Here is a 20650-nt window from a genome sequence, read left to right as displayed (position 1 = left end):
CCGGCGAACAGACGGCAGACTCCGTCGCTGCTGAATTAACTACATGGCGGTCGACATCCGGCGATCGTCGCGCACGTGATCGCGCCCGAAGGGGTCCATCACAACGGAAAATGACCTGAAGGATGAGTCAAGCCGAGCCCATGGCGTCGCATGTAATTCAAAAGATGATTCAAAAAGGGGTGGACGTCCGCAGGCGCCCACCCCTCGACCGGCACTGGTCACATTCCGCGATCCGGCCCGTATCGCGTCTCGGGCCGTTCGCCCGGTGCCATGGGCAGGCCCTGCAGGGCCACGGGGCCAGGGTAGAAGGCGCTGCTATTAGGGCCCGCTACGTCTTCACCGACGAGCCATCGGTACAGCCACTCGGCGAATCCCATGGTGTACTCGAAAAACTCTCCCTCGCCGTCCTCGACGAACCACGAGCCGTTCCGCTGTGCGCCTCGTGGGGCATAGAAGAGAGTCTCTCCCCGATCAGTGCTGGCGAGCGGGATCAAGCCCTCTGATGTACCGAACGTCAACTCGTCCACGTCTAGGGAAACACGGGGGTCACCCTCGGGTTCTCCTTCTTCCCAGACCACTTTCGACCAGGATTCGGAGGTTCGCCGGATGGAATCTCCCAGGTTCCATCGCTCCGTGGCGGGATGGCTGAGGTAGAGGTGCCCGTTGACCAGGACAGGAGCGTAAGCATCGACGATTTTCTTGTAGTCCGCCGGCAGAACGACCCCCAGGTCCGCCTCCAGCGCGCTCCAGGCCGCCGCATCCCGATAACGAGCCTGGGGGTCACCGAGCATCTCCAGAACCCGCTGCAGATAGCTCTGGCTCATCTTCGCCATCTCCTCGGACAGCTTGCGCTGCCTGTCGTTGTCCCGCCGGTGGGCGACTGATGGATCACACAGTGTTTTACTGTGCTCTCTTCCGCGACTCCGTAGTTGTACTCGATCGAGGTCGGAATTCCACTGCCATAGTTCCCATAGTGCGGTATGACGGATATCGCCAAGCGCTTCCCCGACTTGATGGCATTCCTGATCTCCTTCTCAACGCCGTGGTTGAGATACGGCGTGTTCGTCTCCTGGTACTCCGCCACCAGGTTTCTCAGGTCAATGCCAGAACCACTCGCTGCCGCAGGAATGAGGTGGCCGTTGGCGGGCACATGTCCCTGGCTTTCGATCTCTCGCATGCCTGGCGGCTGAGTCGAGCTGTTGGTGTTCGTACCCGGGGCCTTTCGCCCCTTGTTGTAGTCACTGCTATCGAGCAGACCGTACACACCCGTGGCCCGGCACTGGTAACTCCGCTCAAAGGTGTCGTAGTAACGCTCACGTGGCAGGTACACGGCGTGCCCGGTCGGGCTCACGCCGGGGCCGTCGTCGCACTTCTCGTCGTCACGTGTGCGGCCGTCGTTCTTCCCGCCGGGGGTGTTCATCGGCACCGGCAGCGTCTCCAGGACGGTACCCGGCACGTGCTGACCGCCATCGGCGAGGTCGAGCATGTTCGCCGCGCCGACGACCATCTCCACGGAGTCGCCGAGCTTCCATGCCTCCTTCTTGGGGTCCCAGTCGACCCTGGGCTTGGAGCGGGCCGGGGCGGGGACCGGGTTCGGCCCGTTGTTGGGGTTCTGGTCGATGGGAGGCTTGGGCGGGATGGTGACGCAGCCGTACACGCAGCCGCCGCCAGGCCCTGTTCCCATGCCCGGACCGACACCCGGGCTCGTGGACGTGCGGGGTCCGGTGCGGACGAGCGCCGACGTACCGCGCGGCTGCTTGACGCTGCCACCGCCACCGCCACCGCCACCGCCGCCACCGCCCGGCGGGCGGCCGGTCGGCGCGTAGGCCGGGGTGTTCCATCCGAACACGTTGAGGAAGACCGCGCTCGGGAGACCCGCGTATCGGAATCCCCACCTGCCGATTCTCCCCAGGGACGAGAGTCCCGACGAGAGGGAGAACCATCCTCCGCCGCTGGGCCGGTACTCGACCTGCCGGTACGGGATGTCCCGCACCTTGACGTCACTGTGCCCCATCGGGTCGATCCCGTTCAGCGGGCTGGCGCTGCCGTAGGTGTACCGGTTGCCCTGTACCGACGGCATCGGGTTCAGCTGCCAGGTGTCGCGGGACTCGAAGGAACCCGTGCCCGGCTGGTACCAGCGCGCCGCCATATTGACGTCGGCGGAGGTGGGGTCGGTGTAGCCGGACTGGTAGCCGACGGCGGGGGTGGTGCCGCTGGTGGCCGTCTCCGTGCCGAAGGGGTCGTAGGCGGTGGAGCCGTTGACCGCGGTGCCGTCAGGGGTGAGGCCGGCGACCAGGTCGGAGTGCTGGTCGGTCAGGGCCCACTGCTTGGTGGTGCCGGTGGCGGTGGAGAGGGGGGAGCCCCCGGGGGTGCGGTTGTACTTACTGGTGCCGTCGGTGGCGAGGTTGTTGGAACCGCCGTCGTAGGCGAAAGTCGTCGAGCCACGCGTCTGGACACGGTCGAGTGAGTCGTAGGAGTAGGTGACGCCGCTGTCGGTGATCTTCCGCTCGAAGGCGTCGGACGTCAGGGTCCGCGTGGTGCCGCCGTCGGTCACGGAGGCGAGGGTGCCGCGCGGGGTGTAGGTGAACGTCTTCGCGCCGTTCGTCAGTTGGCGGTTGCGGGCGTCGAAGGTCGCGGAGATCGAGTCGGCCTTGGTGCGGTTGCCGGAGTCGTCCCACTCGTAGGCCGTGGCAGTGGAGCCGTTCGCCCAGGACGTCAGGCGGCCTGCGTCGTCGTAGCCGTAGGAGTTGGTGGCCGCACCAGCGGTACCGGTGGTCTTCTTGGTCTTCAGCTGGTCGTCGAGGTCGTAGGCGTATTCGATCGCAGCGATGGTGCCGGTGCCGTCCGGCTGGGTGACCTTGTCGCTCTTGAGACGGCCGAGGTCGTCGTACTCGTAGGTGCGGCGCGTCGACTCGGTCCAGGTCGTGGAGCCGGTGGGCTTGATCGCGTAGCGCTCCAGCTTCGGGCGTCCGGCGGGGTCGAAGTCGTACCAAATGTCGTTGCCGGTGAGGGAGTCCCAGGCCCAGTCGAGGCGTCCGGCGCTGTCGTAGCCGTAGTCGGTGCTGCCGGCGGCGGTCTCGCGGTACGTCATGTTGCCGTCGGTGTCGTAGCGGAAGGTGGAGGACCCGCCGACGCCGGCAGCGGTGAGCAGTTGGCCCCGGTCGTTGTAGGTGTACGTGTTCTGCACGGCACCGCCGGCCGTGCCGACGAGCACGATCCGCCCGGCCAGGTTGTACTCCAGGGTGCGGGAGGTGGTGGCCGACTCCGCACCGGTGCCGGTCTCACCGGTCAGCCTGCCCAGGCCGTCGTAGGTGCTCTCCCGCTTGGCCCCGCCCGGCAGCAACTCGGTCACGGGCTGTCCGGCCTTGTCGTAGACCGTGGTCCAGGTGCGGTCCGCCGCGTTCGGGGTGGCCGTCGTGGCGGGTTCGATCGTGGACTCGGGCAGGCCCCAGCTGTTGAAGGTGTAGATCGTCGCGTTGGTGCGGCCGTCGGTGAGACGGGTGCGATTGCCCGCCGCGTCGTGGCCGAACGTCGTGGTGATCGACTTGGTGGACGTGACCGGCTCCACCTGCTTGGTCATCCGGCCGAGCGCGTCGTACGTGAACGTCGTACGCGTCTGCTTCTCGGCGGAGACCAGCGCGGTGCGGTTGCCGTCGGCGTCATACTCCTGGCCGACCGTGCGCAGGGCGGCGCTGCCCGTGCTGTAGTCGGTGGTGGCGGTGACGGCGCCGAGGGCGTTGTACGCGGTTGCCGTCCGGCGCTGGGTGGCGTCGGTGAACTCGGTCTGCCGGCCGAGGCCGTCGTAGCCGAAGGACGAGGTGCCCACCGCATTGGTCACGGTCCTGATCTCGCCCGCCGCGTTGTACGTCGCGGTCGTGGTCCGGCCCTCAGGGGTCCGGTACATGGTCGGGTTGCCGGCGTCGTCCCAGGTGTATTGGGTGGTCAGGTACTGCGTATCGGGATAGCGCTCGACGGTCGTCGCGGTCAGTTGCCGGCCGAGTTCGTCGTATGTGGCCTCGGTGCGGGCGCCGGTCGGGTCGGTCGCCGACAGCTGAAGGCCTGTGGGCGACCAGGTGTAGGCGGTGATCCCACCGCCGTTGGCGGCGGTCTGCGGGCCTACCAAGATCTCGGGGTTGTCCTGGTCCAGCAGTGCGGCGGTGGCGTTGGCCGGTGGGTCGGTCTTGCTGATCAGCTGACCGAATTGGTCGTACGCGTAGCTGGTGACACGGCCCAGCGGATCGGTGACCGACTCCTCGAGGCCGAGCGGGTTGTACGTGGTGCGGGTGGTCGCGGTGAGCTTCGTGCCGCCCGGCGGGGTGTAGTCGGGCAGTGTGACCGCGGTTGTACGGCCGAGCCGGTCGACCTCGGAGCGCGTGACCTGGCTCCGGGCGTCCTTAACCTCGGTAGCCTCGCCGAAGGCGTTGTAGCCGGTGCGTGTCACCGGCTGCACCGCCGTGGCGGAGCCACCATTCTCCTCGGCCTGGACCTGCGGCGCGGTCTCCTGGACCAGGCGGCCCAGCTCGTCGTACCGGTAGGTGGTCGTGTACGCGGAAGCGGTCGCACCGGACACGTTGCCGCGCGGGCTGACCGAGGCCAGCGGCAGACCCCGCCTGTCATACGTGTGGGTGGTGGTGTGGGTACTCGTGCCGTCGGTGACGGTCTGCTTCTTCACGTTGCCGGCCGGGTCGTACTCGGCCGTCGTCGTGAGCTTGTTGTCCCCGCCGATGGTCTGCGTCTGCTGCTCGACCCGGCCGTCATCGTCATAGGCGAGGGTCGTGACGCGGTCCAGGCCGCCGGGGTCCAGCACACTGCGCTCGGTCCGGCCCAGCGCGTCGACGGTGAAGGTCTGCGTGGTCTTGCCGCTGCCGGTGACCTGCTTGGTCAGGTTGCCCGCTGGGTCGTAGGCGTTGCTCTCCAGGACGATGTCGTGCTTGGTGCCGTCGGTCTGGGTGATCTGCTTGGCCGTGGTGGTGGCCGCCAGGCCGTCGTCGTAGTAGGTGTACGCGGTGGTCGCGCCCATCGCGTCCGTGGTGGAGGCGAGGCGGCCGGCCGGGTCGTACGCGTTGGAGACCACAACAAGGTCGCGGACAGTGCCGGAAGGGTCACCCCGCCAGTCGTCAAGGATCGTCTCGGCGTGCTGGCCGCGCGGAGTGTAGGTGTAGGTGAAGTGCGAGTAGGCGGCGTCGGTCATGCCGTCGACGCGGCCCAGTTCGTCGTGCTCGAACAGGGTCGTGTTCTGCTCGGCGTCGGTGACGCTGTCGTTCAGACCGTGCTCGTCGTAGTGGTATGCGGTGGCGCGTTCGGTGTCGCCGCCGGTGGTGTCCTTGGTCGTCTCGGACAGCAGGTTGCCGTCCTCGTCGTAGGAGCGGGTGATCTGCGCGCTGTGGGTGGTGTCGGTGATCTCGTTCTTCACGCCCGCGCCGGTCTCTGTGACGACGTGGGATGCCTTGTCATAGGCGTAGGTGGTGGTCACCCCGCTCGGGTAGGTGTCGGAGACCTGGGTCTCGGACAGCTTCCGGCCCAGTCCGTCGTACGTGTACTTGGTGACCAGCCCGGACGGGGAGGTCACCTCGGCCAGGTCGCCGCCTGCGTAGTAGCGGTTGGAGGTGACCGCGCCGCCGGGGGTGGTCTGCTTGTCGACCAGGCCCGCCGGGACGGTGCCGCCGCCGACCGCGGTCTCGGTACCGGCCGTGTAGGTCGTCGAGGAGCTGCTGCTGTCGGGGCGGACCGTGCTGGTGGGCAGGCCCAGGGAGTTGTAGGTGTACGAGGTGCGGTAGCGGTCGTCCTTGCGGTCCTTGGACCGCTGGTCGCGGACGGTCAGCGGCTTGTCGTTGCGCAGGTCGAGCGGGTTGGCCTCGTCGACGTAGTACGAGCGGAACGACGTCCAGCAGGAGCCGGCGTCCCGGCAGGTGGTGGTCGAGACGGCGTTGCCGCGCTTGTCGTGCCCGGTGACCGTGACGTGGCCGTTCGGGTCGGTGACGGTGTGCAGGTTGCCGCCGGTGTCGTAGGCGTAACTGGTCACCGCTCCGGTCGCATCGGTCCGCGAGATCACGCGCTGGCCACGCAGCGCGTCATAGATGGCCGTGCTGGTCTTCTGCTTCGGGTCGGTCACCTTCACCGTGGTGGCCAGCGCGGAGTCGGCCGGTTCTGCCTGCGCCCGGTAGTGGGCGGAGACCTGCTCGGCGGTGAGCGGGTGGCGGTACAGGGCGATCTCGTCGAGCTTGCCCTGGTAGTAGTACGGGTCCGGGTCCACGCCCATCCAGCTGTCGCTGGCGTATCCAGCCCCCAGGTAGGCGTACGGACGCGACTGATCGGAGACCGCGCCGGTGATCGAACCGACCTTGACGCCGTCCAGGTACAGGGTCTGGGCGGTGGCGTCCGCGCTGAGCACCACGTGGTGCCACTGGCCGTCCGTCACCGCCTGGGTAGAGGTGACGGGCCCGGTCGCGCCGGTCACGCCCGCCTTGCGGAACTCGCCGCGCAGCTTTCCGGCCTCGTCGATGTTGAGGACCGGGCGCCACGAGGTGGGGACCTGGTTGATCGGAGCGTCCTGGAAGCCGAGCAGGACGCCGGTGGGCGTGGACGTGTTGAACCACAGTTCCACGGCGAGCTCGGTGGTGCCCGCGAGAAGCGATCCGGGCAGTTCGGTGTAGGTCGTGCCGTCGGCGCTCAGCGCGCCGTCGCCGGACGGGCCGAAGACGCCGTCCACGTCCAGCCCCGTGTCCACCGCAGTGGTGTCCGGGTTGAAGGTCGCGGTCGCGTCGGACCCGCCGAGCTCGCTGGCAAGCGCGGTCCCGGACGTCTCACCCAGCCGCCAGTAGGCGGCGGGGGTGTCGGCGGTGGCCACGCCCTGGTACTGGGTGTCGCTTCCGCTTGCCAGGTCCTTACGGGCCTGGAAGTGCGCGGCGGGGGCGGTCGATCGCGAGCTGCTCGGGACCCAGTTGCTCCCGGACAGGGTGAACGTGACGATCGCCTTGTCGTAGAAGGCGACTTCGTCGATCTGCCCGGTGAAGTTGCGGTACCCGCTCGCCTGACCGTCCCAGCCGGTCGACGCGTAGCCACCGCCGACGAGGACGTGGGGGTGGCGCAGCGTCGGCACACCGAACTGGTTGTACGCCTGCCGCTTTCCGTCCAGATAGAGGCCCTGGGCCCCGGAGTTCCCAGTCAGGGTGACGTGGTGCCACTGGCCGTCGGTGACAGTTTTCGTGGAGATCAGACTGGTGGCGTCGGGGGAGAACTTGCCCCGCAGCTTGCCGTCGGCGTCGATCAGCAGCATGGGCCGCCAACCGGTGGGCATCTCGCCGAGCTCAGCGTTCTGCATGGTAGCCAGGACGCCCGGTTCGGCAGTCTTGAACCACAGTTCCACCGACATCGCGGTCTCGGTGCCCAGCGACTCAGTGGGCACCTCCACGGCGCCGCTGCCGTCGAACTCTGCGGACGTGTCGTCACCGTTGGTGAAGATGCCTGGGCTGCCGGGTCGTGCGCCGTCGAGATAGCTGCCGTTGAGTTCTTCGCTGAGCGGGCTGGTGGCCTCGGCGCCGCTGCGCTCGCCGAGCCGCCAGTAGCCGGTCGCTCCAGAGCTCTGGATGGTCTGCGCGTAGGAGGACGAGGTGTTGGAGTACGAGGGTGCCGAGACCGTCCAGGTGCCGCCGTTGGCATCGGTGTGCTTGCTCAGGCGTCCGGTGACCGGGTCGTACGTGGCCGTCGCGTGGATACGTCCCGACGGCAGGGTGACCTTCGTGACCTGGCCGACGACGGTGCGGGCCGCGTAGTGCTCGGCAACCGTCGCGGCGTTCAAGGAGTGTGCGTAAAAGGCGACTTCGTCCATCTGCCCGGTGAAGCGGTACTCACCCGTGGCCACGCCCATCCAGCTGTCGCTGGCGTATCCGGCACCCAGGTAGGCGTAGTCGCGGGACTGATCGGCGACGGCGCCAGTGATCGAACCGACCTTCTTGCCGTCCAGGTACATCGTCTGCGCGGTCGCGGAGGCGGTGAGCACGACGTGGTGCCAGGCATTGTCGGTGACGGCGGCGGAAGTGGTGATCGGTCCGCTTGCGCCGGTGACGCCGACCCGGCGGAACTCGCCGCGCAGCTTTCCGGCCGCGTCGATGTTGAGGACCGGACGGTAGGAGGTCGGCTTGTCACCGAGTTCCTCATTCTGGAAGCCGACCAGCACGCCGTTGGCCGTGGCCGTCTTGAACCACAGCTCGATCGTCGGGTACGCCGTCGACTTCAGGGAGTCGGCGGGCAGTTCGACTGCGGAGTCGATGCCGTCGAAGCCTCCGGAGGTGTCCGAGGTACCGGCAACAGCCGATGCGCCGCCGAACTGGACGTCCCGGTACGCCGCGTTGTTGATCCCGGTGCGTGACGGTGCCTCACTGACCGCCTCGGAACCCTCGCTCTCACCCAGCCGCCAGTACGAGGTCGGGGTCGCGTCCAGGACGCCGCTGCGGTACACCGAGCCGTCACCGTAGGCGTACTGCGTGCACTTGGTGGTCGAGGACGGAGGGCACACCTTGGTCAGACGGTCCCCGTCGTAGGAGTACGACCAGGTCAGGCCGGGCGTGCCGGGGCCGATCGCGCTCGTCGTCACGGAGTCGACGTGCTTGCCGGACCAAGTGAAGTCCAGGGAACGCCCGGAGAGCTCGTCGACCACCTTGGTCACCGGGCCGCCGTCCTCGGACTGGTGCTGCACCTTCTGGCCGCGCCCGGCGGAGTCCACGATCCGGGCGAGGACGCCGCTGGGCATGAAGTGGTAGACGGTCCCCGACTTCTCGCGCAGCTGCCACGCCTCGTTCTGGTGCTGGAGGGTGAGTGCGCCCCCGGGCGGGCCCGCGTACGTGCCGTCGGCGTTCTTGCCGAACCGCACCTGGGAGCCACCGGCGAGCGTGACCAGGACCATCCCGGTCTCGGTCTCCTCGCGCAGCACCATGTCCCAGCGGGTGGACCAGCCCGACCCGAACGCCCCGCCGGAGCGCGGGTCGAGGGAGTTGTAGGTACGGGTGACGGCCAGCTCCGGGCCCACGGTCGTGATCGCCGCGTCCGTGGCGGCGGTGACATAGTTGCCTGCTCGGGTGCCGATCTCCTTGCCACTGTCGGCACCGCCCAGATGGCTGGTCACCGCCGGCTGCGGTACCTCGGTCACCAGCAGGGCGGCACCCGGCCGGGCCGAGGTCTCGTCCCCGTCGTACACATACGCGTACCAGGCGTAGGTCTTGCCCCAGGACAGCCAGCCGGACGGCACCGTCCACTGAGTCTCGTCGCTGCGCGTCCCCTTCTTACAGTTCTTGCGGACGTCACTGCCCTCCACCTCACACACCTCGAAGGTGTACTGCAGCGTGGCCTTGGGGTAGCCGTCGGTGTCACTGCCCTTCGCCCACAGTGTCGGCGTCAAGGTATCCACGACCGCGCCGCTGCCCGGCGACTCGGCGGTCAGCTGCGGCGGGATGTTCACCGCAGAGAACTTGACGGCAGGGCCAGGGACACCTGCAGTGGTGAAACGGCTGACCCCGTAGTCGGTCATCGTCCACTGCAGGGTGTACGTGGCGGGCGCCAAGGGCGCAATCTTCGCGTCGACGGTCACACTCTCGCCGGGCGAGACCGCCTTCGGCATCTCCGTGTACGCGATCTTGTCGCTGTCGGTGATCTCTGCGCCCTTGGAGTCGTACAGGTTGTAGCGCAGCTTGTAGTCGCCGCCCGCGGGCCACGTCTCCTGGCCCTGGTTCTTGATCGTGAGCTTCTGCACGCCCTGGGAGGTGGCCGTCACCGGAGCCGTGAAGTCGCCCATCGTGTACGTGGCGCCGTACTTCGTCCACGTCACGTCCAGGCTGGGCTTGCCGTTCGGGTAGTCGTCGGAGCCGAACTGCTTCCAGCCCTTGGAGTCACTGGTGGACGCCTTGACGGCGAGGCCGTAGTTCTTCCTGCGGGCGTGCGTCCAGTCATCGACCAGCTTGCGGCCGGCCGAACCGAGCTTGATGGTCTCCCAAGCCGGGCCGCACGACCATGACTCCGTGCCCGTCGGCCGCCAGCCGTGCGCGAAACTCTTCGATGCCAGCGACGAACCCGTCGACGGGCCCGGGTACTTGGTGGTCGTGGACTCCGACCAGTTCGAGGTGATGGGGTGCACCGTCACCGGCCGCGCCGTGCACGACTGCGACCAGGTGTTGTAGAGCGCGAGATTGGCATTGAGCACCCAGGCGTTCTTCAGCGTGCTCTCCACACCGGTGAACCGCATGAACGCTGCGGCCTTGTGGTCGCCACCGTCGTATGTGCCGACCTTGAGCACGGTGTCGCTGGAGAAGTTCTGGTTGTACGGGGACTGCACGTAAGTGCCGGAGGTGGAGTCGAACGACTTGACCGACGGGTCGACACGGACGGGGAAGACCCGCTCCGGGGCCGTCAGCCAGTCCTCGTCAAGCTTCACGACGAGGACCTGACGGCCCCTCTCCTCGTCCAGACCGTAGGTGACACCTGAGGATATGGCGCCCTCGTTGGCGTCCTTCGCCAGGTTCGAGTCCTGCATCCATCCGGCGGGCGTCCAGGCATGCTGGTTGCCGTCGGCGTCGGCGAACACCACACTGCCGTGATCGTCGATCCGTGCGGTCAGTCCCTGGAGTTCTAGTGGGAAGCGCCAGGTAGTGGGCGCCGTCGCGTCCTTGAGGACCAGGGTCTCCTTCACCGAGTCGCTGCCCGCTATGAGCTCCAGGTCGGAGTCACCACGTACATGCGGGTAGGTGATGACACTGCCGTCGACCTGTCCAACAGAGGCGCTCGCCCCCTCGACGGCATACCCGATGGACAGACCGTCACCGACCTGCATGCGCACCAGGGGATCGGCGTCGGCCGAGCCGGCGAACTCGATTGGCGCCTTGGTGGAGTGGGTCTCCCAGTCCACCTCCTCGGCGCTCATCGTCCGCGCGCCCGACTCCTCCTGGGGCACCAGCGTGGTGTCTACGGTCTTCCAGCCGCCGTTCTCTGCACGGAAATTGACGGGCTCGTTGTAGAAGCGGGTGGTGTAGCTGCCGTCCTCGTTCAAGAACGTGCGCTCCCGCTCCTTGCGCTTGCCCTTGACCTCCTTGCTGCGCTCGGCATCGAAGCCGACGACCGCAGGTGCGCTGGGTGCCGCCGCCTCACGGACCGGCCCCGGCTCAGGCAGCTTCGGCGTACCGCCCAGCACAGTCGTACCGGGCTCATCCTCGACCGAAAGTTCGCCGCGCCCCCTCAGCGGACCGTCGTTCCCTCCCTTGGCGGCAGCATCCGTCGCCTTCGTGGACGCGGTGTGCCCAAGCCCGTTCGCGGATCCCCACCGCTGGTCCGGGGCGTCTCCGGTGGAACCGCCCGTCAAACGGTCGTCGGCCAGGGCGACATGTTCGGTCCCGGCCAGCACGGCCAGCACGAAGGCGACAGCAACGACAAACGGACGTGCCGGGCGCACGGGACCCCCCACCTCAATGATCAAAAGTAGAAGGCTTTATAGACATGTCCACAGAGCACACACAAGAGGATCACTCGGCACCCCAAGCGCGAAGTGATAATGAACACGTCACAAATCGGGCAAGGCGGTACGCCGGGCACTCGATGCTTCCGTTGGCCACCCGCATCCGCCCCTCAGCCCAGGACACCCAGGTAGCGGCCATCCGCGTGGGCCGGGCCTGTGAACTTGCTCCGCGGGGATCGTGATCGCCGCCCCAGCCGGGTGCTCGCAATGGCCTTTCCCAAGGCGTCAGCGCGCTTGGGTTGACCGCCGAAGGCCCGCCCCCTTCGACGGGCGAGAGGTGCTGAGGGTCCGCCAGGACTTCGGCCGGGGGAAGTCGCTCTGGTCCAGGTACGCCTGGAAAGCGGTCGATGGTCGGGTTGAGCTGACTTCGTCCGCAGGGTCCCGGCCACTGAGCCCTGATCCACAGGTCGGCGATCGCGGGTGGTCGGGGGCCGGAACGCAGAAGTGCCTTGTGACCTGGATGATGGGAGTTCTTGAGGCTTCCGGCACACACGATCAGCACGGCACTTCCGAGATGCAAGTGCGACACAAGGTCGCGTCGTTCGAGTGGACATCATCGAGAGGGGGTCGGCGGATGCCAACGTGATGGCCCGGGTCAGTGTCCGATGGCCTGTCCCCGCTCTGACGTACATCGCTGGTAACGGCGGGTGCGGAGCTCGGAGAAGAAGCCCAAGAGCACCCGTTCCATCCGGGAGCCCACAGGCAAGGGGAAGACTGGATGGGTGAACGCGAGTGAACCCTTGATGACGCCCCGTGACGCGAAAGCCCCGTCGATGGGATGTGGGAGTGGAGTGCAGGGCAGGCCGCTGCGATGCGGCAGGTGCCGTGCGGATGTTGCATGCCGCGCGGGAGGACACCACCGCCCCGGGGTAATTGAAGTACAAGGAGACGGCCCGCGGCGGGCTGGCGGTGAACATCATCGAGTGCTGAGAGACGACTGAGGGTGGGCCCTGACCAGTGCGCTCGTGTCTTTCAGCGCTGTCGGGGCCTCCCCCGTTCACGCGCTGGAGTGTCCCTGGAGACCCGCTGGGACTCAACTTCCCGCAAGGCCGGAGATGTTGCGGGCATGTCAATGCGTACCTAAAGTTTACGCGCGTCAACCCATGTTGTACGCGGAGGAGTTGCCGCCAGGCCCTCGCCTGCCGACCGCTCCACCGCGACCGGCTCTCACCCACGGCTCGCTGTTCCAACCCCCCACTGCCGACCGCCGATCGCCGCACCACGGCGGCCCTGGTTTACGCGCGTAGCAGCATCCCTCCACACACCTCTGGGAGCACCATGCCTGCAGCCACCCTCTCGCGGTTCAGAACCGGTGACACCCGTACCGGATCCGGCCGGACGCTCGCATGGACGGCCGGGCTGCTGTCCGCCGTCCTGACTCTGCTGCTCATGCCCGGCGCCGGCACGGCGACGGCCGACGACGGCCGCGGGATCCCGGTGCGCATGACGCACCCGGAGCAGGACCACGCCGGAGCGGGACTCCAGCGCCTGCGCGCGGGATCATCGTCGGCGACGGCGGCGCCGCTCGCCATCAGCACGGGCCCGGCCGGCCTCGACGTCAGCAGCCACCAGGGCAACGTCGACTGGACGTCCGTCAAGAACAAGGGCGCCGCCTTCGCCTACGTCAAGGCGACCGAAGGCACCACGTACAAGAACCCGAACTACTCCCAGCAGTACAACGGCGCCTACAACGTAGGGCTGATCCGCGGCGCCTACCACTTCGCGCTGCCGAGCAATTCGAGCGGTACCACGCAGGCCGACTACTTCGTCAACAACGGCGGCGGCTGGACCGGCGACGGCAAGACGCTGCCGCCCGCCCTGGACATCGAGTACAACCCCTACGGCGCCACCTGCTACGGGATGAGCCAGAGCGCGATGGTCTCGTGGATCCGGGAGTTCAGTAACCGGGTCCAGGCCAGGACCGGGCGCTACCCGACGATCTACACCACCACCGACTGGTGGAGCGCCTGCACCGGCAACAACAGCAGCTTCGGGGCCACCAACCCGCTGTGGATCGCCCGTTACGCCAGCAGCCCCGGCACGCTGCCCGCCGGCTGGTCGGCCCAGACGATCTGGCAGTACTCCGACTCCGGAACCTTCCCCGGCGACCAGAACACCTTCAACGGCACCCTCGCCGACCTCCAGGCCTTCGCCAAGGGAAGCTACAACCCGCCGCCGACCAGCAGTTGGCCCACCGTGCAGCAGGGAGCGAGCGGGGAGCGGGTCAAGACCCTCCAGTACCTGCTCAAGGCACACGGTTCCACGCTGACGGTGGACGGCGCGTTCGGGCCCGGGACCGACTCCGCGGTGCGTTCGTTCCAGTCCGCGAACGGCCTCGCCGTGGACGGCATCGTCGGACCCGCCACCTGGCAGGCCCTCATCGTCACCGTGCGACAGGGATCGTCGGGCCCCTCGGTCCAAGCGGTGCAGAGCCAGCTCAACTCGCGCGGTTACGCGTTGACGGTGGACGGCGCGTTCGGGCCAGCGACCGACTCCGCGGTGCGTTCGTTCCAGTCCGCGCGCCGCCTCACCGTGGACGGCATCGTCGGTTCCAACACCTGGCAGGCCCTGGTCGCCTGACGTTCGGCGCGTCATCCCCATAACGCCTCATCCTCATAACGCCTCATCCCCAGAAGAGGAGACTTCCATGAAACCGGCACGACACTCGGGTTCCGGTATCGACCGCCGCGGCCTGTTCCGGGGAGCGGCGGGGGTCACGGCCGCGCTCGGCCTGGCGGCGACCGTCAACCTCACCACGGCGGGCAGGGCCTCGGCCTACAGCTGGACCCGCACCCTTCAGCAGGGTGTCTCCGGCGCCGACGTGGTGGAACTGCAGATCCGGGTCGGCGGCTGGGCCGCGTCCAGCGCCCAGCAGACCTACGTCGCCTGGGACGGCGCCTTCGGCCCGGGCACGGCCGCCGCCGTCAAGCGCTTCCAGTCCGCCTACGGCCTGGCCGCGGACGGCGTCGTCGGCCCGGCGACCCAGAGCGTGCTCAACAGCCTGGAGAGCGGCGACGGTTCGACCGCGCACTTCGAGTGGAGCGAGTTCCACTCCAAGGACGGCGCCGGTTTCGGCGGCGGCAAGGTCGGGGCCACGACGGTCAAGGAGAACGTGCGCCGGACGATGTACAAGCTGGAAGCCCTGCGCAAGAAGGCCGGGAACAGCGCGATCACGGTCAACTCCGGCTTCCGCAGCGTCTCCCACAACGCCTCGGTGGGCGGCGCGTCCAACAGCATGCACGTCTACGGCGTCGCCGCGGACATCGTGGTGTCAGGGCACAGCACGCTCCAGGTGTACCGGATCGCCGAGACCTGCGGCTTCTCCGGGCTTGAGGCGTACACCAACTCCTGGCAGCACGTCGACAGCCGCGTCCAGTACCCCTCGTACGGCTCCGGCTCGTGGTGGTGGGAGAGCGGCGTGGTGTGATCCGCGCCCGCTCCGGCACACCGGGCCCGTCCGCGCCGCCTTGGCACGGACGGGCCCACGCCGTCCCCGCGACGCCCACGAAACCATGGGGGAGCCGCAGGGCCCGGGGCGGTCGAAGACCGATTCACGTACAACGCCTGGCTGACAGCCCATCACCTTTCGCGCAGCCAGGTCGACCAGTACTGCATTCTGTATACTGTTCACCACCAATGGCCCCGGCTCGGAGGCGACATGGAAGATCTGGATCCCGAGGTGGTGCTGGGAATGGCCGCCCAGGCGCCCGACGGCATAATGATCATCGACGGCGAAGGACTGATCCGCTATTGGAACCGGGGTGCGGAGCGCATCTTCGGGTTCTCGGCGGCCGACGTGGCCGGTCGCAGTCTGGACGTCATCATCCCCGAGAAGCACAGGAAGCGTCACTGGGACGGCTTCCGTGAGGCCATGGACCGAGGGAGTACCAAGTACGGAGAAGCGGACCTCCTGGCTGTTCCCGCGCTGGCCGCGGACGGCAGGAAGCTGTCCATCGAGTTCAGCGTGGTTCTGCTGCCCGCTCCCGACGGCGGCCCCTACGTGGGGGCGGTGGTCCGGGATGTCACCGCGCGACGGGCGAAGGAGCGGGAGATGATGCGGCGGCGGGCCGAAACCGCCGCGGACCGTACAACGGTCTGAGACGCGCTGTACGCCGGAGGCGGTCGCGGCCCTCGGGCCGCGACCGCCTCCGGCGTACAGCGGCACGTCAGGGACGCAACCGTGCCCCGCGCACGAGGACCGTACGCGGGGCGCCCTGGGCCGTACGGGTCAGGCGACGACCTTGCCGTCGTGCAACTTGCGGATGGCGTCCGCGTCGTAGCCGAGGTCCGCGAGTACGTCGTCGGTGTGCTCGCCGAGCAGCGGCGCACCCTGGATGTCGGGCTTCCAGCCGGAGAACTTGATCGGGCTGCCCACGGTCAGGTAGGTGCCGCGCTCCTTCTGCTCGACCTCGACGATCGTGCCGCTCGCGCGCATGTCGGGGTCCTCGGCGAGCTCCTTCATGCTGAGCACGGGGGCGCAGGGCACCTCCCACTCGCGCAGGATGTCGACCGCCTCGTACTTGGTCTTGTCGGCCAGCCACTTCTCGATCTCGCCGAAGATCTCCATGATGCGCGGCTGGCGGGCCCTGGCGGTGGTGTAGTCCGGGTCCTCCTTCCACTCGGGGTGGCCGATGGCCTCGCAGGTGCGGGCCCAGTTCTGCTCCTGGACCGTGAAGTAGATGTAGGCGTTGGGGTCGGTCTCCCAGCCCTTGCACTTCAGGATCCAGCCCGGCTGGCCGCCGCCACCGGCGTTGCCGCCGCGGGGCACCGCGTCCCCGAACTCGCCGTGCGGGTACTGCGGGTACTCCTCCAGGTAGCCGACCTTGTCCAGGCGCTGCTGGTCACGGAGCTTGACGCGGGTCAGGTTGAGGCAGGCGTCCTGCATGGACACCGAGACCTTCTGGCCCACACCGGTCTGGTCGCGCTGGATGATCGCCGTGAGGAGGCCGATCATCAGGTGCATACCGGTGTTGCTGTCACCGAGGGCCGAGCCGCTGATGGTGGGCGGGCCGTCCCAGAAGCCGGTCGTCGACGCGGCGCCGCCGGCGGCCTGGGCGACGTTCTCGTAGACCTTGAGGTCGTTCCACTTGGAATGGTCGTTGAAGCCCTTGACGGAACCGAAGATCAGACGCGGGTTCAGCTCGTGGATGTAGTCCCACCCGAGACCCATGCGGTCCATGGCGCCCGGCGCGAAGTTCTCGACCAGGATGTCCGACTCACGGATCAGCTTCTCCATGACCTCCTTGCCCTCGGGGGTCTTGGTGTTGATGGCCAACGAGCGCTTGTTGCTGTTCAGCATGGTGAAGTAGAGGGCGTCGAGGTCCTCGATGTCCCGCAGTTGCTGGCGGGTCACATCGCCGCCGTTGATGCGCTCGACCTTGATGACGTCGGCGCCGAACCAGGCGAGCATCTGGGTGCACGCGGGACCGGCCTGGACCCCGGTGAAGTCGATCACCTTGATTCCGGCGAGCGGCTTTTCACTCATGTTGGCTTCCTTTTCGTGAATGATCGTGTGCGAGGCGGCAGTTCGGGGGGGCGTGGAGGCGCTCACTTCTTCGCCGGCGTGATGTTGCCGACGGTGATGCCCTTGGGGTTGAGGTGTGAGATGTGGCCGCTCTCGGTACCGGCCGAGGGGTCGATCACGCAGTCGATGAGCGCCGGGCCGCCCGAGGCCAGTGCCTCGGTGAGGGCCGCGGTGACCTCGGCGGGCGTGGTGGCGCGGTATCCCTTGCCGCCGAACGCCTCGATCAGCAGGTCATGGCGGGCCGCCGACATGAGGGTTGTGGGAGAGGGTGCGTCGTCGTACGGGTTGACGTCGTCGCCGCGGTAGACACCGCCGTTGTTCATGATCACCGTGACGACAGGCAGCTTGTAGCGGCAGATCGTCTCGATCTCGATGCCGCTGAACCCGAACGCGCTGTCGCCTTCGATGGCCACGACCGGAGCGCCGCTCTCGACGGCGGCGGCGATCGCGTAGCCCATGCCGATGCCCATGACGCCCCAGGTACCGCTGTCGAGGCGGTGGCGCGGCACATGCATGTCGATCACGTTGCGCGCGATGTCCAGAGCGTTGGCGCCCTCGTTGACGATGTACGTCTCGGGGTGCTCGTGCACGACGTCGCGTACGGCCTTCAGGGCGCCCATGAACTGCATGGGGTGCGGGTCGGCCTCAAGGCGCTTCGCCATCTTGGCGACGTTCTGCGCCGAGCGCGCCTTCAGCTCGTCCCGCCAGGCAGCGGGGGTCGCGATCTGGCCGGGCTTGGTCCGCTCGGCGAGCGCGTCGAGCACCGACTCCATGTCACCGACGAGCGGGGCGGCAATCGGCTGGTTGCTGTCCATCTCCTTGGGCTCGATGTCCACCTGGATGAACTTGGCGTCGGGGTTCCACTGCGGTGCCTCGCCGTGGCCCAGCAGCCAGTTGAGGCGGGCACCGACGAGCATCACGACGTCGGCCTTCTTCAGCGCCAGGGAACGGGCGGTGGCCGCCGACTGCGGGTGGTCGTCGGGCAGCAGGCCCTTCGCCATCGACATCGGTACGTACGGGATGCCGGTGGACTCGATGAACTCGCGGATCTTCGCGTCCGCCTGCGCGTACGCGGCGCCCTTGCCGAGCACCACCAACGGCCGCTCGGCGCCCGCCAGGAGCTCGATCGCCCGGTCCACCGCCTCGGGTGCGGGCAGCTGACGCGGGGCGGGGTCGACGAGACGGCTCAGCGTCCTGGCGCCCGCCTCCTTGTCCATGATGGCGCCGAGCACCGCGGCGGGGATGTCGAGGTAGACCCCGCCGGGGCGCCCGGAGATCGCGGTGCGCAGCGCACGGGCGATGCCCCGGCCGATGTCCTCCACGCGGCTCACCCGGTACGCGGCCTTGACGAACGGCTGCGCGGCGGCGAGCTGGTCCATCTCCTCGTAGTCGCCCTGCTTGAGGTCGACGAGGTGGCGCTCGCTGGAGCCGGAGATCTGGACCATCGGGAAGCAGTTCGTGGTCGCGTTCGCCAGCGCGACCAGGCCGTTGAGGAAGCCCGGGGCCGACACCGTCAGCGCCACGCCCGGCTTCTTGTTGAGGTAGCCGGCGATGGCCGCCGCGTGTCCGGCGTTGCTCTCGTGCCGGAAGCCGACGTAGCGGATGCCCTGTGCCTGGGCGAGGCGGGCCAGGTCGGTGATCGGGATGCCGACCACCCCGTAGATGGTGTCGACGTCATTCATCTTGAGCGCGTCGACGACCAGGTGGTACCCGTCGGTGAGCTCGGTCGGAACGTCGGGTGCTGCCGCGGTCTCCATTGGCGAGGGGTCGGTCATGGTCCGAGATCCTCCTTGGGCAGGTCCTGCCGGAGCGGCTGTTCCTCTCACCATCCGCAGCACGCGCCCCCACGTCCAAGACCCATCGGCGACCAGCCGATAAACAACATCTATCGACCGAGTGCGGAGGCCCCTGACCTGGCCCTGCAACTCCCTTGATAGACGCCCGCTATTGGTCGTTCGCCAGTGCGTATTGGACGCGAACCCAGGACCGTCGCAGGCTCGCAGAGGACTGCTTCATCAGACTCGGTACGGGGAGGCGGAGTCATGGCCGTTCCGGCCGCAGCATCCGTGCGCGACAGGGACCAGTACCGGCCCCCGGGAATCACGGGCCTCGTCGGCCTCCTCGACCGGCCGGTGCGCGATCGTCCCCGCGCCAGAGCCCTCGTCGTCACCGGGGACCGGATACACCTGTCCTACCGCGCCCTCGCCGCCCTGGTCGACGACATCGCCACCCGCCTCGGCTCCACGGCGTTGCGCCGCGGCGACGCGGTGGGTCTCGTCTGCGCCAACACCGCCGAGTTCGTCGTCGCCCTGCTGGGCGCGGCGCGAGCCGGCCTCGTGGTCGCTCCGATCGATCCGGCCCTGCCCGAGCCCCAGCTGTCCGCCCGGCTCGAAGCGCTGGGCGCGCAGGCGGTCCTGGTCGGGCCCTGTGCGGCCGGCGCCCCGCCGGTCCCGCACCTCCGTGTTCCGGCCTGGCCGCTGCGCGTGCACGCCTCCCCTGCCGGTACGGCGACAGCGACACTCGATACCGGCGTGCGCGCGGTACGGGACGCCCGGGGCGCGGCACACGAGCTGTCGAGCCACGACGCCCTCGTCATGTTCACGGCTGGAACCACCGACCGGGCCAAGATGGTTCCGCTGACCCATGCCAATGTGGCCGCCTCCGTGCAGGGCATCTGCGCCACCTACGAGCTGGGCCCCGGCGACGCGACCGTCGCGGTGATGCCCTTCTTCCACAGCCACGGGCTGTTGGCGGCGCTGCTGGCGTCCCTGGCCAGCGGGGGATGCGTACTGCTGCCCGAACAGGGACGGTTCTCGGCGCACACGTTCTGGGACGACATGCGAGCCGCGGCCGCCACCTGGTTCACGGCGTCCCCGGCCATCCACGAGATCCTCCTGAACCGGTCGGCCACCGAGTACCCGGGCCCGCAAGCCCCGCCCCTGAAGTTCGTACGCAGCTGCAGTGCCCCCCTCAACCCGGCCACGCAACGGGCACTGGAGCGCACGCTCGGTGCACCGCTGCTCTCCGCGTACGGGATGACCGAGGCCACGCACCAGGCGACCAGCGAACCGCTGCCGCAGCAGGAGCCCCTGAAGCAAGGGTCCGTGGGCCGACCGACCGGGGTGGAGCTGCGGGTCGTCGACCAGAACGGGCGCCCGTGCCCGATCGGCACCGAGGGCGAGGTGTGGGTGCACGGTCCCACCGTCGCACGCGGCTATCTCGGCAACCCGGCCGAGACGGCGCACAGCTTCGCCGACGGCTGGCTCCGCACCGGTGACCTCGGCTCACTGGACAAGAACGGATACCTGACCCTCACCGGGCGTCTCAAGAACCTCATCAACCGCGGCGGCGAGAAGATCTCGCCCGAGCACGTCGAGGACATCCTCGCCGGCTGTCCCGGAGTCGCCGAAGCGGCCGTGTTCGCCATCCCCGACGCGACGTACGGTCAACGGGTCGGCGCCGCCGTGGTCGTGAGCGACGGCATCGGGTCCGAGGAGATCCTGGAGTACGCCCGTGACCGGCTTGCCCCCTTCGAAGTGCCCGACCGGCTCGTACTCGTCACCGATCTGCCGCACACCGCCAAGGGAGGGCTGGACCGGCCGGCGGTGGAGGCCCGGTACGTGCCGTGA

At 68.3% G+C, this 20650-nt stretch carries 8 protein-coding genes and 1 pseudogene; 5 read left to right on the top strand and 4 right to left on the bottom strand.

The window, feature by feature from the left end:
* Positions 1–218: 218 nt before the first annotated feature.
* Both E0500_RS17495 and E0500_RS17490 read right to left on the bottom strand, forming a co-directional pair.
* Entirely contained in the window at positions 219–824 is a 606-nt protein-coding gene (locus tag E0500_RS17495; RefSeq protein WP_258572831.1) for an SMI1/KNR4 family protein, read from the bottom strand.
* The gene (locus tag E0500_RS17490; protein ID WP_165934874.1) at positions 821–11434 is read right to left on the bottom strand and encodes a LamG-like jellyroll fold domain-containing protein; all 10614 of its coding nucleotides are present in this window, start codon (positions 11432–11434) and stop codon (positions 821–823) included. The genes E0500_RS17495 and E0500_RS17490 overlap by 4 nt, the downstream gene beginning before the upstream one ends.
* 1341 nt (positions 11435–12775) lie before the next feature.
* Here E0500_RS17490 and E0500_RS43885 point away from each other — a divergent pair.
* The 4 genes and pseudogenes from E0500_RS43885 to E0500_RS17475 form a co-directional block, all read left to right on the top strand.
* A pseudogene (locus tag E0500_RS43885) lies at positions 12776–13657 on the top strand (lysozyme); the annotation flags it as partial.
* A gap of 36 nt (positions 13658–13693) precedes the next feature.
* On the top strand, positions 13694–14077 hold the full coding sequence (locus E0500_RS43880; protein ID WP_309505228.1) for a peptidoglycan-binding protein: 384 nt from the start codon (positions 13694–13696) through the stop codon (positions 14075–14077).
* Positions 14078–14144: 67 nt separating this feature from the next.
* Complete coding sequence (locus E0500_RS17480) at positions 14145–14924, top strand: D-Ala-D-Ala carboxypeptidase family metallohydrolase (protein ID WP_131559918.1); 780 nt, start codon at positions 14145–14147, stop codon at positions 14922–14924.
* 231 nt (positions 14925–15155) lie between these two features.
* Positions 15156–15596: a PAS domain S-box protein gene (locus E0500_RS17475; protein ID WP_131559916.1), complete on the top strand. Its 441-nt coding sequence runs from the start codon at positions 15156–15158 to the stop codon at positions 15594–15596.
* Between the two features lie 129 nt (positions 15597–15725).
* Here the strand turns inward: E0500_RS17475 and frc are convergent, their stop codons facing one another.
* On the bottom strand, positions 15726–16982 hold the full coding sequence (gene frc, locus E0500_RS17470; protein ID WP_131559914.1) for a formyl-CoA transferase: 1257 nt from the start codon (positions 16980–16982) through the stop codon (positions 15726–15728).
* Between the two features lie 62 nt (positions 16983–17044).
* Positions 17045–18796 (bottom strand): oxalyl-CoA decarboxylase, encoded by a 1752-nt coding sequence (oxc, locus tag E0500_RS17465; RefSeq protein WP_131559912.1) that lies wholly within the window; start codon positions 18794–18796, stop codon positions 17045–17047.
* A gap of 267 nt (positions 18797–19063) precedes the next feature.
* On the opposite strand from oxc, the gene E0500_RS17460 reads away from it, so the two are divergent.
* Complete coding sequence (locus E0500_RS17460; protein WP_131559911.1) at positions 19064–20650, top strand: FadD7 family fatty acid--CoA ligase; 1587 nt, start codon at positions 19064–19066, stop codon at positions 20648–20650.

Source organism: Streptomyces sp. KM273126 (assembly GCF_004337435.2).
Classification (GTDB): Bacteria; Actinomycetota; Actinomycetes; order Streptomycetales; family Streptomycetaceae; genus Streptomyces; species Streptomyces acidicola.
The sequence above is the reverse complement of the archived record's forward strand: the minus strand, read 5'-3'. Positions and strand labels throughout refer to the sequence as shown.